The following is a 13,577-nucleotide window of genomic DNA, read 5'->3' on the forward strand; positions in this document are numbered from 1 at the left end:
ATGCGTTTATTTGACGAACTAAAAATGTCTTTGGAAGAGGCTGTCGATATCAAGCAGGGAGGTAAGTCTCCCGCGCGTGTTACCCACTACGATATTGCAGATGTTCGGGCGATAAGAGAACAGCTCAATATCTCTCAGGGTGAAATGGCAAAAGCACTTGGAACCAGCATTGATACCATTAAAAGCTGGGAAGCTAAACGACGTAACCCCACTGGGCTTGCGGCAAAAGTATTGGCGACCATTCAGGCTAATCCCGCTTTCTTTTATGAACTGGCTGCGCATTGATGAATTTTACCATCTCTGACCGCTAACCCTTATCGGGCCAATTTGTTTATTTTTGCTGTCGTGATAGCCCATATTTCTGTCTCTGATTAGCATGACGGCCAAAAAAAAGCCGGTAAAAACCGGCGAAAGGATCGGAAATTGGGAAATAAATGATGATAGCAACGTCATTTTACCGCGTTGCGTTCGCTGCTTTTGTCGATTAATGCGATTACTTATTGCGCGATCATCGCCATAATGCGCAGCCCCCGTTTGCTGTTGTGCTTGTTTACAATGATTTGACCGTGGATAGCACGCAAGCCTGTCTCACATCATCCGCTTTTTGCCGTATAATCTCGTGCTTTACGTTTGAGTTTTGGGGTAATGGTGAAACAACTTTCTCACTTGTTGCGTCGTATGCAGCAGGTATTGCGTGAACCACAGCCAGCAATGCCGGGAAGCCTACAGTTCGTCGTCTCTTTGACCGTGGATGTCGCGGCGGCAGAAGAGAGTGAGCCGTCATTGTTGCCCTGGTTGGCCACCCAGCCCGTCTATCCCCAGTTTTACTGGCAGCACCGGCAGGAGCCTGAAGAGGCTGCCGTGTGCGGTATCGTGCGCGGTTTTCGTCATATCAGTGATGCCGAAGGGTTTTTTCAGCGCTATCGCAGTGCGCCGGATGTGCGTGTCTGGGGCCTCAACGGCTTTGAGCACAGCGCCGTAGAAGGGGGAGATCCGGCCGACTATCTCTTTTTACCGCGCGTTGAAGTCATGCGGCAGGGCAATCAACTGAGCCTCAAGGTGAATCTCTTCAGTGAGACCTCGTTGCAGGAAGATACCGATGAAGCTGCTGCGTTTATCAAATTCCTGTTGCCCGCGCATCCCATTGCGCCGCTGACCAGTCGCATTGTGGCGCAACAGCACCGACCTTCGCGGGAAGGGTGGGTTAGCATGCTCGAACGGGCACTGGCGAGCATCGCTGCCGATGAGATGGAAAAAGTGGTATTGGCGCGCTGTACCACGTTGACGCTGTCGCAGCCGCTGCGCGCGGCCAGTATGATGGCCGCCAGCCGTGCCGCCAATCATCGCTGTTTCCACTTTATGCTGGCCCACAATGCAGAACAGGCCTTTATGGGCTCCAGCCCTGAACGCCTGTATTTTCGTCAGGGGACCATGCTGAACACGGAAGCACTGGCCGGAACGGTCGCCAGCGATGACAACGACCGCACCGCCGAGACGCTGGCGCAGTGGTTGATGAACGACAGAAAAAACCAGTGTGAAAACCAGTTTGTGGTGGAAGATATCAGCCAGCGTTTGCAGCAATCCGCCGCCACGTTGGATGTTATGCCCCCGGAAGTGATAAGGTTGCGTAAAGTGCAACATTTGCGTCGCGCGATCCGCGCCACGCTGCATCAGGCTTCTGATACCGCCTGCCTGAATGATTTGCAGCCGACAGCGGCGGTGGCTGGGTTGCCACGTCAGGCTGCGCGTGCGTTTATTCGTCAGGTCGAGCCTTTTACACGCGGCTGGTACGCGGGTTCTGCCGGTTATCTTTCACTGGCGCAGGCCGAGTTTTGCGTTGCCTTGCGTTCAGCAGAGATCAATGGCGATAAAATTAATCTTTACGCCGGTGCAGGCATTTTGCCGGGATCTGATCCAGAGCAAGAATGGGTCGAGCTGGATAACAAAGCAGCAGGGTTAAAGACACTATTCGACGGCGAAGTGTCATAGTTTTGTTTTATCTTTGTTGTGCAGAGTGCGGGTTTATATCAAAGTCAGCCTCATGAAAAAAAATATAATAAGCGGCATATCCTGAAATCAGAGCAGTCGAGTCCACCATGTCAACAAGTGTATTTAATCGTCGCTGGGCCACATTATTGCTTGAGGCGTTGACTCGTCATGGCGTTCGCCATATTTGCATCGCGCCGGGCTCGCGCTCAACACCGTTAACGCTGGCTGCGGCTGCGCATTCAGCGGTGATTTGTCACACCCATTTTGACGAGCGTGGGCTGGGCCATCTTGCGCTTGGCTTAGCCAAGGCATCGCGTGAACCGGTGGCGATCATTGTGACGTCTGGCACGGCAACTGCCAATCTTTATCCGGCAATCATTGAGGCTGGGTTGACCGGGGAGCGATTGGTGGTGTTGACTGCCGATCGCCCACCCGAATTGATTGACTGTGGCGCTAATCAAGCCATTCGCCAACAGGGCATGTATGCTTCTCACCCGACTCAGGTGCTCAATTTGCCGCGTCCAACGCCGGATTTGCCCGCGCGCTGGCTGGTGTCGGCGATCGATGGTGCGCTGGGGGAATTAACCCACGGCGCATTGCATATCAACTGCCCCTTTGCTGAACCCCTGTACGGCCCCGATGACGACGATTTGTACCAGGACTGGCTGGCCACGCTCGGCGGATGGTGGCAAACGCGCGCGCCCTGGCTGCGGGTGGCACATCCAACGGCGGTTGCGGTGGAGCCTGATTGGCCGCTGTGGCGCAAAAAACGCGGCGTGGTTCTGGTCGGCCGAGTGACCGCGCAAGAAGGGGCGCAGTTGACGGCCTGGGCCGAAACCTTGGGCTGGCCGTTGATTGGCGATGCGCTATCGCAAACCGGCCAACCGTTGCCTTACGCAGATTTGTGGCTGGCGCACCCGACCGCCGTGCAGCAATTGCAGGCGGCCGAAGTGGTATTGCAATTTGGCGGCAGCCTGACCGGAAAACGCGTGTTGCACTGGCAGGAGCACTGCTGTCCTCAGGAGTTTTGGCTGATCGATCCGATGCCGGGGCGACTCGATCCTGCCCATCATCGCGGGCGTCGTCTGGTAGCACCGGTCAGCGACTGGCTTAACGCCCATCCGGCGCACGCGCAGGCACCGTGGGCGCGCGGGTTGTCGGCATGCGTCGCGGCGGTGCGTGATTATGTGGCCGCGCGCTTGGCGGGACCCTTTGGTGAAGCGCCATTGGCACACCGTGTGGCAGCATTGCTGCCACCAAATGGCCAGCTGTTTGCCGGCAATAGTCTGGTGATTCGCCTGATCGATGCACTGGCGCAGTTGCCGGGTGCCTATAACGTGTATGGCAATCGCGGTGCCAGCGGCATTGATGGCCTGATCGCCACGATGGCGGGGGTCCAGCGGGCAAACGGGTTACCGACGCTGGGGATTGTCGGCGACCTCTCCGCGCTATACGACATGAACTCGCTGGCGTTGCTGCGTCACGCACCGGCTCCGCTGGTGCTGCTGGTGGTGAACAACAACGGCGGACAGATTTTCTCTTTGCTGCCGACGCCCGCTCGGGCGCGAGAAACCTTTTACTGTATGCCGCAAGACGTGGAATTCAGCCATGTTGCTGCCATGTTCGGGCTGAACTACGTGCGGGCGGAAAGCTGGCAACAGGTGAGCGAAGCCACGGCGGCTTGCTGGGCGCAGGGCGGCGTAACCTTGCTGGAAGCGGTTGTCGACGCCAAGGCGGGCGCTGACACGCTCAATCAACTCGCGACGCAGGTTGCCAGCGGTGAGATTGAGACACAGCTGGAAAGCGACATTGCCCGTTTAGAACCGCTCCCGCTATGATCGCTGGGCCCTCCATGAGCTTGCACTGCCTGCGTATTGCGCCTCCCGATGTTTCGCCCGAGACGCCCTGGCTGGTGCTGTTGCACGGGTTGCTGGGTCGCGGTGATGACTGGCAGGCGCTGTGCCCGTTGCTGCCAGAGTGGCCCATTCTGCAAGTGGATTTACCGGGGCATGGTGCTTCGACGTGCGTGCCTGTCCGTGATTTCAGCGAGATGCGCCAGCAGTTAGCGCTGACGCTGCGCGCGCAGGGTATCCATCATTACTGGCTGATTGGCTATTCGCTCGGCGGGCGTATCGCGATGGATTTCGCGGCCTCCGTCGCGGGGGACGCAGCGGCGGGATTGCGTGGCCTGTTGGTGGAAGGCGGCAACCCAGGGCTGATGGATGACACAGAACGTCAGGCACGCGTGGAGCACGATGCGCGCTGGGCGCAGCGTTTTCGCCGCGAACCCTTATCCGTGGTGCTTGCTGACTGGTATCGTCAGGGCGTATTTGCCGATTTGGATGATGAGTCGCGCCAGACGTTAGTGTCATTGCGCAGCAACAACGATGCCGTCGCCGTGGCTGATATGCTGGAAGCCACCTCGCTCGGCCGGCAACCGTGGTTATTGGATGCGGTGCGCCGCAGCGGTTTACCCTTTGGGTATCTGTGCGGCGCGCAGGATCAAAAATTTCAGGCTATTGCCCAGACATACCGCTTGCCGCTGCTGTCGGTTGCGCGGGCGGGCCACAATGCGCACCGTGCCAACCCGGCAGGCTATGCGCAACAGATACGTAGGTTTATCTCTTTGCCCGACGCCGCACAGGCGCAGGGCTGATTCTCTCTCTGCCACGGTAGCGCCCTGGCACCCTATGAAGGAAGGAACACCATGCTTTATCCGAGTGAAGAACTGCTGTATGCCCCGGTTGAATGGCACGATTGCAGCGGTGATTTTGTCGATATTCTCTACCACAAATCGACGGACGGCATTGCCAAAATCACCATTAACCGCCCGCAGGTGCGCAACGCGTTCCGTCCGCTGACGGTAAAAGAGATGCTCCAGGCGCTGGAAAATGCCCGCTATGACGACGGCGTCGGCGTGATTATTCTTACCGGTGCCGGTGACAAAGCGTTCTGTTCCGGTGGCGATCAGAAAGTGCGCGGCGATTACGGCGGTTATCAGGATGACAGCGGCGTTCATCACCTCAACGTGCTGGATTTCCAGCGTCAGATCCGTACCTGTCCGAAACCGGTGGTGGCGATGGTTGCGGGTTACTCTATCGGTGGTGGTCATGTACTGCACATGATGTGCGATCTGACCATTGCGGCAGAAAACGCGATTTTCGGGCAAACCGGTCCGCGCGTCGGTTCCTTTGACGGCGGGTGGGGCGCTTCTTACATGGCGCGTATCGTCGGTCAGAAGAAGGCGCGTGAAATCTGGTTCCTGTGCCGCCAATACGATGCGGCTCAGGCGCTGGATATGGGACTGGTCAACACCGTTGTGCCGTTGGCTTCCCTGGAGAAAGAAACGGTGCGCTGGTGCCGCGAAATGCTGCAAAACAGCCCGATGGCGCTGCGCTGCCTGAAAGCGGCGCTCAATGCCGATTGCGACGGTCAGGCAGGGCTTCAGGAACTGGCTGGCAACGCGACCATGTTGTTCTACATGACGGAAGAAGGGCAGGAAGGCCGTAACGCCTTCAACGAAAAACGCCAGCCTGACTTCAGCAAGTTCAAGCGTAATCCATAATGCGTAGCGCATCGGTTTATCGCTATAGCGTTCCGATGGACGCAGGCGTGGTGTTGCGCAATCAGCGGCTAAAGACCCGCGAGGGGCTGATCCTGCATTTGCGCGATGGCGCGCACCAAGGCTGGGGCGACGTTGCCCCGTTGCCGGAATTCAGTCAGGAAACGCTGCCGCAAGCGCAGGCTGCCCTGTGTGCCGCGCTGACACAGTGGCAAACGGGAGACACGCCGGACGACGCCGGATTGCCACCGTCGGTAGCGTTCGGGCTAAGCTGTGCGCTGGCCGAGTGCGACGCGCGCTTGCCGCTGGCTGCCGATTACCGCAAAGCGCCGCTGTGCAGCGGCGATCCGGATGAGCTGTTTGCGCTGCTGCAAGGCATGCCGGGCGACAAAGTGGCGAAAATCAAGGTAGGGCTGTACGAAGCGGTGCGCGATGGCATGATCGTCAACGTGCTGCTGGAAGCGCTGCCGGATTTGACGCTGCGTTTGGATGCCAATCGCAGTTGGACGCGCGCCAAAGCTGACGGTTTTGCGCGCTATGTGGCACCGGAATTGCGCTCACGCATCGCGTTTCTTGAAGAGCCGTGCAAAACCCGTGAAGAGTCCCGCGCGTTTGCCCGTGACACCGGTATTGCTATCGCCTGGGATGAGAGCGTGCGTGAGGCGGATTTTCGCGTGCAGGCCGAACCCGGCGTGAGCGCCATTATCATCAAACCGACGCTGGTGGGCAGCCTGACACGCTGTGAGCAGTTGGTGCGTGAGGCGCATCAGGCCGGTTTGACGGCGGTAATCAGCTCCAGCATTGAGTCGAGTCTGGGGCTGACGCAGTTGGCGCGCATCGCCCAGTGGTTGACGCCGAACGTTGTTCCCGGCCTGGATACGCTGGATCTGATGCAGGGACAGGTGGTACGCGCCTGGCCGGACAGTGTGCTGCCGCTGCAATCGTTGGAATCACTGGATAAGGTATGGCAGGCATAACGGATTGGCCCTGGCGACATTGGGCTGCGCGTAAACCGCAGGCGTTTGCGCTAACGGTGGAGGCGCAGGCGTGGAGTTGGCAACAGCTGTCCTCGCACTGCGCTGCGCTTGCCGCAGCGTTTTCCCGGCAAGGGGTTAACCCTGACGATATCGTGGCACTGCGTGGGAAAAACAGTGCCGCGATGCTGTTCAGCTATCTGGCGTTGCTGCAATGTGGCGCGCGGGTGTTGCCGCTCAATCCGCAATTGCCGGCGTCGCTGCTGTCCACGCTGTTGCCATCGCTTGGCGTGACGCATTTTCTTTCTGTCGCACCCGCTGAAGATGAACCCTTAACGCCCTTCAATCAACTGCACTATCCCAATAATGTCACCGCCGAGACGCCGTCAGCGCGACCATCACCTGAATGGCAGGCTTCTCGCCTGGCTACTCTGACGCTGACCTCCGGTTCCAGCGGGCTGCCGAAGGCGGCGGCGCATGCTTTCTCCGCTCATATTGCCAGTGCGCAAGGCGTTGTTGAACTGATGGCCTTTACGGCACAGGACAGTTGGCTGTTGTCGCTGCCGTTGTTTCACGTCTCGGGGCAGGGCATTGTCTGGCGCTGGCTGACGGCGGGAGCGCGGCTGGTGCTGCGCAGTGCGCAACCGTTGGAGCTCGCGTTGCAGGATTGCTCATACGCCTCATTGGTGCCAACACAGTTGTGGCGTTTATTGGCGCAAGACACCTTGCCTGATTCGTTACGCGCCGTGTTGCTCGGCGGTGCGGCGATTCCGCTGGAATTGACCCAGCAGGCTGAGGCGCGAGGCATTCGTTGCTGGTGCGGCTATGGCATGACGGAAATGGCCTCAACGGTCTGTGCCAAACGGGCTGATGGCCGAGCTGGCGTCGGTCTTCCTTTACTGGCGCGTGAAATCGACGTGCAGGACGGCGAGATTCTGCTGCGTGGCGACAGCATGGCCGCAGGATACTGGCGCGACGGTGCATTGTTGCCGCTCACCGACAGCAACGGCTGGTTTCATACGCGCGACAGCGGCGTATTCCAACACCATGAGTGGCACGTGCTGGGGCGGTTGGACAATCAGTTCTTCAGCGGCGGTGAAGGCATTCAGCCGGAAAATATTGAAGCGCTGCTGCTGGCGCATCCGAAGGTTAAACAGGCTTGCGTGGTGCCGGTGCCGGATGCCGAATTCGGTCAGCGTCCGGTGGCCGTAATAGACGTCTCCCCCGACGTGACGCTCGCGGCGATCCGCGACTGGCTCACGCCGCAGTTGGCGGGCTTTCAACGTCCGGTCGCCTACTACGCGTTGCCCGCCGAATTACACGGCGGCGGCATCAAAATTGCGCGGGTTCAGGTGCAAGCCTGGGCGGAAAAAATCTATCGCAATGGCGCGAATTAAGCGCTTTTTTTACGCGTTCGTTGATGATATTAATGCAATTTGTTGCTGGTCACTGGGGCTGATTCAGGTAAAATCCCTCAGATGCGATGTCTTGGTAGCGTTTAATGATCGATTTAAGGATAAACACAATGAAAAAGATTGCGATTGCCCTGGCAGGCAGCCTGCTGCTGGCAACAGCGACGGCTCAGGCTATCAGCCTTTCCGGGGAAGCGGGCGATGACTATGCGGGCGCGAATGCGGGCTTTGGTCTGGGCGTTCCTGGTCTCGGCGCTAACGTCAGTTACGGTCACGGTAAAGATAACAACGACGTGTACGGTTTCGGGCTTGGTTATACGCTGCCGCTGGGCGCGCTATCACTGACAGTGGGCGGCAAAGCGCTCTATTTGAACCAGCAACACGCGACCGATGGTTATGGTGTGGCGCTGGGCGGTGGGTTGCAGTTCCCGATCAACCGCTATTTCTCCCTGTATGGTGAAGGGTATTATGCGCCGGATGCGTTCTCCAGCCATATCGATCACTATGTGGAAGCAAAAGGTGGCGTGCGCTGGCAGGTATTGCGTCCGCTGAACCTGGATCTTGGCTACCGTTACATCAATATCGGTGGCGAAAGTGGTCGCTCTGATAACAAAGTGGCCGATACGTTCTATCTGGGCGCTGGCTTTAATTTCTAAGCCAACGCGTAGCACCATAAAAAACGGGTGTTCGCTGAGCGACACCCGTTTTTGTTGGGCGGTGTTTAGCCCTAATGGGATAGGCTATTAGCCCACCGTTGGCAGCCAGCCACTCGCCATGGCGCACTGGATGGCAATAATGCCGATGCCGCATAAAAACACCAGCAGCAGCGCCGGTGTACCGCCCGGCGTCGATCTTCCCACCGGATGTTGTTGCCGCACGCGCCAACTGAGCAGCGCCGGCATTAACAACGCCAGCACCGCGAGCGCAATGGCGGCATACCCCAGCGCCATGACAAATCCTTGCGGATAGAACAGCGCAAAAATCAGCGGCGGCAGAAACGTCAGTGCACCGGTTTGTAGCCGTCCACGGGCATTGTTCTGGCGTTTGAACAAATCGGCCAGATAGTCAAACAGGCCAAGCGCCACGCCAAGGAAGGAGGTCGCCAGCGCCAAATCGGCGAAAAGGTGTACCGCAACCTCTACGTGGGGAGAGGCCACCAACGTTCGGATCGCTTGCATCAGCCCATTCAGACCAGCTTGCTGCGCCAGGATCGCCGTGAAGGTGTTGCCACTCAGCGCGCCAAGCGTTGCCAGTTGCCAGAACAGATACACAAACAGCGGGATGGCGCTGCCGATGATAAAGATGCGGCGCAGCTTGCGACTGTCTCCCCCCATGTAATGCACAATGCTGGGAATGCTGCCGTGAAAACCAAACGAGGTCAGTACCACAGGCAGTGCGGAGAGCGTGAGCCCCTGTTGCAGCGGAAGCGTCAGCAGGTTCTGCTTTTCGACGTGCGGCATCATTATCCCCAGCATGACCAGCAGCATCAGCAATTTTCCGCTGAACAACAGACGGTTAAAGAAATCTACCGACGTGGTACCAATGCACACCACGCTGCCCGCTAATAGGGTAAACAGCAAAATACCCGCAGACGATGGGAGCGCGTAGCCACTCCACTGGTGCAAGCTGCTTGCCAGCAGTTCGCCTGCGCCACTGATATAGGCGGCGGTGAGGGCATACATCAAAAACAGCATGCTGAAGCCCGTGAGCCATTGGCCCCACTGACCCAGATAAATTTTAGCCAGCGTGCCCAAACCGGTGTGGGACGGCTGATATTGATAGACTTCGACCAGTAATAACGCGCTGTAGCACATCAACAGCCACAGGCTTAACAAGATAGCGAAGGTGACGCTAAAACCTACGCCGGAGGTTGCCAACGGCATGGCGAGCATACCCGCGCCAATGGTGGTGCCTGCAACGATAAATATGCTGCCAAATGTACGATTTTTCACCCTTTCTCCTGAGCGTGATGGTATCTCTTTTTCTTATGGCTGCGCAGACTAGAGTATTCCGTAAAGTATGTCAAAACGCCGTTACGACGGCTGTAAAGTTGGCGTTACGATTTAGGCGCTTTCACAAAAAGTGGGCGGCGATGAGCGCAGCGATTGTCTTTCTGCGAGGGAATTTTTACAGTGAAAGAAAAACACAGGAGTAGCACATGCTGAGGGTGGAGATGTTGTGTACCGGAGACGAAGTGCTCCACGGACAGATTCTGGATACTAACGCGGCCTGGTTGGCGGATTACCTGTTTGAACAAGGTATACCGATGACCAGCCGTATGACGGTAGGTGACAAGCTGGAAGAACTGGTAGCGGCGCTGACGCAACGTAGCCAGATTGCTGATGTGCTGATCGTGAACGGTGGCCTGGGGCCAACCAGCGATGATCTAAGCGCGCTGGCAGCCGCAACGGCGGCAGGGGAAGGGCTGGTAGAACATCCTGAGTGGATTGCGCGCATGGAGGCGTTTTTCACTGAGCGCGGCCGGGTAATGGCCCCGAGCAACCGTAAACAGGCGCAGATTCCTACCAGTGCCGAGGTGGTGGATAACCCGATAGGGACAGCCTGTGGCTTTATGTTAACGCTGAACCGTTGCCTGATGTTCTTTACGCCCGGCGTACCGTCGGAATTTAAACGGATGGTGGATGAGCAGATTGTGCCGCGCCTGCGTGAGCGTTTTTCTGTGGCCGCTGCGCCGTTGTGCCTGCGCTTGACCACTTTTGGTCGCTCAGAGAGCGATTTGGCAAACCAGCTCGACAGCCTGCCGCTGCCGGAAGGGGTGGTGCTGGGCTATCGCTCCTCCATGCCGATCATTGAATTGAAACTGACCGGCCCGGCATCGCAGCGAGCCGCGATGGAAGCGGCGTGGGAGACGGTGCGCTCGGTGGCGGGTGAAAACGCCTTGTTCGAAGGAACGCAAGGTTTACCGGCCCAACTGGCGCAGCGCCTGTCCGAGAAAGGCTTGACGTTGGCGGTCGGTGAGTCATTTACCGCTGGTCTGCTCCATTGGCAACTGAATGCCGCACAGGTGCCGCTTAACGGCGGTGCGCTGTGGTCACAGACGCCGTTTGCCTCGTTGACCGTGCTGGCGGAGGTGGCAAATCGCCTGGCTGACGAGCATCAGTCTTCGTTGGCGCTGGTGGTGAGCGATCGTCAGGACGATCGTTTATCCCTTGCATTGCACACCCCGGAAGGCACCTTTGCCCAGGCGATTTCGTTCAATGTGACGCGCTACAGCCTGCAAACCCATCAGGAGGTGGTCGCCATGCTGGCGATGAACATGCTGCGCCGCTGGCTGAATGGTTGGTCACCGTACGGTGGGCATGGTTGGATCACGGTGGTGGAAACATTAGGGTAGGCACCCTGGGTGCAAAAGCGATTTATGCCACTGATTGGCTTGTTTTCGTGCGCGAATATTACCGTGTTTCTCTGCTAACGGCGTAGCACGCGCCCGACGAGGGGTGTGCAGTCGCCCACACCCCTCGACCCCGCGCTTTTTGCGCAATGATGCCGCTGCGCGGTACCTTCGCAAACGGGGTCGCCGGACGGACCGCGCCTGACGTGCTCCCGGCACGGCAGGCGCTTTCGCCGCATCCTTGCGGCTCATCCTGGCGTCCCCTTATTGCTCAGCATCATTGGACGCGGGAGTTCAAAACCCTAAAAGCGCATAACAGACAGAGGATTAATATAATAGCGCGTAAAGTTGGCGTCTGTAGCGCGATGCAAGCGCATCACCGGTCCCTAGCGCGGCCAAAATATCCATCATGGTTTTACGCGCGTTGCCATCGGCGGCGGCCAGATCTTTTTTCAGCATCACCATCAGGCTTTCCAGCGCTTCTTCGTTGCGTCCTACCTGATGCAACTGCAACGCCAGTTTCACTGCCAGTTCCGCATTGGTCGGATCCGCAGCGAGTTGCTGTTGTAGCTGCTGAATTTCTGGCGTGTCGGCGGCTTGCTTGAGTAGTTCAATCTGTGCCACCAGACTGTGATAACGCGTATCCTGATCCTGCAACGGGATGGTGTCCAGTACCGCTTGCGCATCGTCGCTGCGGTTCAGTTGAATCTGCACTTCGGCCAGCATCAGGCCGATATCGCTACGCTGCTGGCTCAGTTGCCAGGCATCTTTAAGCAACGTCAGCGCCGCCGGGAGATCGCCTTCCTGAATACGCTGCTGCGCTTCTGCCACTTTCAGCTCTTCTTCGCGCGGCAATACCCGTTGCAGCAGATCGCGGATCGCTTCTTCTGGCTGCGGGCCCTGGAAACCGTCCAGCGGTTGACCGTCTTTAAACAGATAAACCGTCGGAATGGCGCGCAAACCAAACTGCGCCGCCACGCGCTGTTCTGCATCACAATCAACCTGCGCCAGAATAAACTGACCGGCATATTCCTGTGCCAGTTTGTGCAGCACCGGCGTGAGCGTCTGGCAGTGTTGACTGCGTTCTGACCAGAAATAAAACAGCACCGGCAGTTGCGTGGATTGCTCCAACAACTGATGCAGGTTGGTCTCGTTAACATCCATCACGCTCGCGTAATGGGCGGTGTTGGCATTGGGATCTAGCATGGCAATCTCTCTCATCCGTTTCAGGGATATACCCGTCATACTTCACGTTGCAGGTGTGTTGGCTGCGTTCGCTCACCCGAATCACTTACCTAAGTAAGCTCATCGGGATTCACTCACTTGCTGCCTTCCTGCAACGCGAATTATTTAGGGTATAAATGGGGGCGAATAACGCCATTTCAAGCGGTTGTACTGTTCATCGTTCCACCGAACTGTCGGCGGAATCGTGATGACTATGGGTCAATAGTATATGCCGTTAATCAAGAACGGGTACGCAATATCCCATCCAGCCAGCGGGCAGGTAACAGGCGACGCAGTACGGTAAGCGCGTGTGCTACCAGCGTTACCGGATAGCGCAGTTTGGGGCGCGGGCTTTCCAGCGCATGACGCAATTTGGGCAGTATCGCCTCAGGCGGCAGGGTAAAACGCCGGGCAATGCCGGGATTGGTAACGGGCGCTTCCGCCTGCATTTGCGATACATTATCGGTAAAGCGCGTGGCGATAGGACCGGGTTCAATCAGGCTGACCTGCAGACCGCTGCCGTGCAGTTCCATGCGCAGTGTGTCCGACCAGGCTTCCAGCGCGTATTTGCTGGCCGCATAGGCACCGCGCCCCGGCGTGGCGACAAACCCCATCACGGAGCTGGTCTGAATAATGCGTCCTTCGCCGTGCGGTAGCATGGCGGGCAGCAAACGTAGCGTCAACTGGTGCGTGCCGAACAGGTTGCTGGCAAACTGCTGTTCGAGTTGCTGACGCGAAATAGTGTTCAGCGGGCCATAAACCCCATAGCCGGCGTTATTAAACAGCCCGTATAGTCGATTGCCGGTCAGTGCGATAACCTGCTCGGCCGCCGCCTCCACGCTGTCAGGATCGTCCAGATCGAGCGCAATGCCTTCAAGCCCCAACGTGTTCATGCGCTGCACATCCTCGGTGCGGCGGCAGGCGGCCAACACGCGATAGCCGCGTTGGCGTAAGTCCAATGCCGCAATCAGGCCAATGCCGCTGGAGCAACCGGTAATCAAAACCGTTTTTTGCATAACTTTACCTAAGTAAAAAGCCCTATTTTTCAAGAGTCATGGTTAACT

The 13,577-nt window shown here is 57.7% G+C and carries 12 protein-coding genes; 9 read left to right on the top strand and 3 right to left on the bottom strand.

Features of this window, described 5'->3' with window-relative positions; all coding sequences use genetic code 11:
• The 8 genes from nadS (at nt 1) to J5069_RS16970 (ending at nt 8,593) form a co-directional block, all read left to right on the top strand.
• Nucleotides 1-285, top strand: a complete 285-nt coding sequence (gene nadS / locus J5069_RS16935) for a NadS family protein (protein ID WP_264628197.1) — start codon at nt 1-3, stop codon at nt 283-285.
• Nucleotides 286-645: 360 nt separating this feature from the next.
• Nucleotides 646-1,989 (top strand): isochorismate synthase MenF, encoded by a 1,344-nt coding sequence (gene menF, locus J5069_RS16940; protein WP_264644973.1) that lies wholly within the window; start codon nt 646-648, stop codon nt 1,987-1,989.
• A gap of 107 nt (nt 1,990-2,096) precedes the next feature.
• Nucleotides 2,097-3,827: a 2-succinyl-5-enolpyruvyl-6-hydroxy-3-cyclohexene-1-carboxylic-acid synthase gene (menD, locus tag J5069_RS16945; RefSeq protein WP_264644974.1), complete on the top strand. Its 1,731-nt coding sequence runs from the start codon at nt 2,097-2,099 to the stop codon at nt 3,825-3,827.
• 14 nt (nt 3,828-3,841) lie between these two features.
• Nucleotides 3,842-4,645 (top strand): 2-succinyl-6-hydroxy-2,4-cyclohexadiene-1-carboxylate synthase, encoded by an 804-nt coding sequence (gene menH / locus J5069_RS16950; RefSeq protein ID WP_264644975.1) that lies wholly within the window; start codon nt 3,842-3,844, stop codon nt 4,643-4,645.
• Between the two features lie 51 nt (nt 4,646-4,696).
• A complete protein-coding gene (gene menB / locus J5069_RS16955; protein ID WP_264644976.1) occupies nt 4,697-5,554 on the top strand; it encodes a 1,4-dihydroxy-2-naphthoyl-CoA synthase in 858 nt (285 codons plus the stop codon).
• Complete coding sequence (gene menC / locus J5069_RS16960; protein ID WP_264644977.1) at nt 5,554-6,528, top strand: o-succinylbenzoate synthase; 975 nt, start codon at nt 5,554-5,556, stop codon at nt 6,526-6,528. The genes menB and menC overlap by 1 nt, the downstream gene beginning before the upstream one ends.
• Nucleotides 6,516-7,922, top strand: a complete 1,407-nt coding sequence (gene menE, locus J5069_RS16965) for an o-succinylbenzoate--CoA ligase (protein ID WP_264644978.1) — start codon at nt 6,516-6,518, stop codon at nt 7,920-7,922. The genes menC and menE overlap by 13 nt, the downstream gene beginning before the upstream one ends.
• Nucleotides 7,923-8,050: 128 nt before the next feature.
• On the top strand, nt 8,051-8,593 hold the full coding sequence (locus J5069_RS16970) for a YfaZ family protein (RefSeq protein ID WP_264644979.1): 543 nt from the start codon (nt 8,051-8,053) through the stop codon (nt 8,591-8,593).
• Nucleotides 8,594-8,680: 87 nt separating this feature from the next.
• On the opposite strand, the gene tyrP is transcribed toward J5069_RS16970, so the two are convergent.
• Nucleotides 8,681-9,889: a tyrosine transporter TyrP gene (gene tyrP, locus J5069_RS16975; protein ID WP_264644980.1), complete on the bottom strand. Its 1,209-nt coding sequence runs from the start codon at nt 9,887-9,889 to the stop codon at nt 8,681-8,683.
• A 206-nt stretch (nt 9,890-10,095) separates the two neighbouring features.
• Between tyrP and J5069_RS16980 the strand changes: the two genes are divergently transcribed.
• Nucleotides 10,096-11,292 carry a nicotinamide mononucleotide deamidase-related protein YfaY gene (locus J5069_RS16980; protein ID WP_264644981.1) on the top strand — a complete coding sequence of 399 codons (1,197 nt, stop codon included), beginning with the start codon at nt 10,096-10,098 and terminating at the stop codon, nt 11,290-11,292.
• A 324-nt stretch (nt 11,293-11,616) separates the two neighbouring features.
• Here the strand turns inward: J5069_RS16980 and J5069_RS16985 are convergent, their stop codons facing one another.
• Nucleotides 11,617-12,495 (bottom strand): co-chaperone YbbN, encoded by an 879-nt coding sequence (locus J5069_RS16985; protein WP_264644982.1) that lies wholly within the window; start codon nt 12,493-12,495, stop codon nt 11,617-11,619.
• A gap of 257 nt (nt 12,496-12,752) precedes the next feature.
• Nucleotides 12,753-13,529 carry an SDR family oxidoreductase gene (locus tag J5069_RS16990; RefSeq protein ID WP_264644983.1) on the bottom strand — a complete coding sequence of 259 codons (777 nt, stop codon included), beginning with the start codon at nt 13,527-13,529 and terminating at the stop codon, nt 12,753-12,755.
• Nucleotides 13,530-13,577 lie beyond the last annotated feature (48 nt).

The sequence above is a fragment of the Candidatus Symbiopectobacterium sp. NZEC127 genome (assembly GCF_025962675.1).
Lineage (GTDB): Bacteria > Pseudomonadota > Gammaproteobacteria > Enterobacterales > Enterobacteriaceae > Symbiopectobacterium.

Excerpts from the sequence above, each read along its gene's own strand:
- J5069_RS16970 (WP_264644979.1), top strand. The coding sequence starts at position 8,051 with ATGAAAAAGATTGCGATTGCCCTGGCAGGCAGCCTGCTGCTGGCAACA.
- J5069_RS16980 (WP_264644981.1), top strand. The coding sequence starts at position 10,096 with ATGCTGAGGGTGGAGATGTTGTGTACCGGAGACGAAGTGCTCCACGGA.
- nadS (WP_264628197.1), top strand. The coding sequence starts at position 1 with ATGCGTTTATTTGACGAACTAAAAATGTCTTTGGAAGAGGCTGTCGAT.
- menH (WP_264644975.1), top strand. The coding sequence starts at position 3,842 with ATGAGCTTGCACTGCCTGCGTATTGCGCCTCCCGATGTTTCGCCCGAG.
- menD (WP_264644974.1), top strand. The coding sequence starts at position 2,097 with ATGTCAACAAGTGTATTTAATCGTCGCTGGGCCACATTATTGCTTGAG.
- J5069_RS16990 (WP_264644983.1), bottom strand. The coding sequence starts at position 13,529 with ATGCAAAAAACGGTTTTGATTACCGGTTGCTCCAGCGGCATTGGCCTG.
- J5069_RS16985 (WP_264644982.1), bottom strand. The coding sequence starts at position 12,495 with ATGCTAGATCCCAATGCCAACACCGCCCATTACGCGAGCGTGATGGAT.
- menB (WP_264644976.1), top strand. The coding sequence starts at position 4,697 with ATGCTTTATCCGAGTGAAGAACTGCTGTATGCCCCGGTTGAATGGCAC.
- menC (WP_264644977.1), top strand. The coding sequence starts at position 5,554 with ATGCGTAGCGCATCGGTTTATCGCTATAGCGTTCCGATGGACGCAGGC.
- menE (WP_264644978.1), top strand. The coding sequence starts at position 6,516 with ATGGCAGGCATAACGGATTGGCCCTGGCGACATTGGGCTGCGCGTAAA.
- menF (WP_264644973.1), top strand. The coding sequence starts at position 646 with ATGGTGAAACAACTTTCTCACTTGTTGCGTCGTATGCAGCAGGTATTG.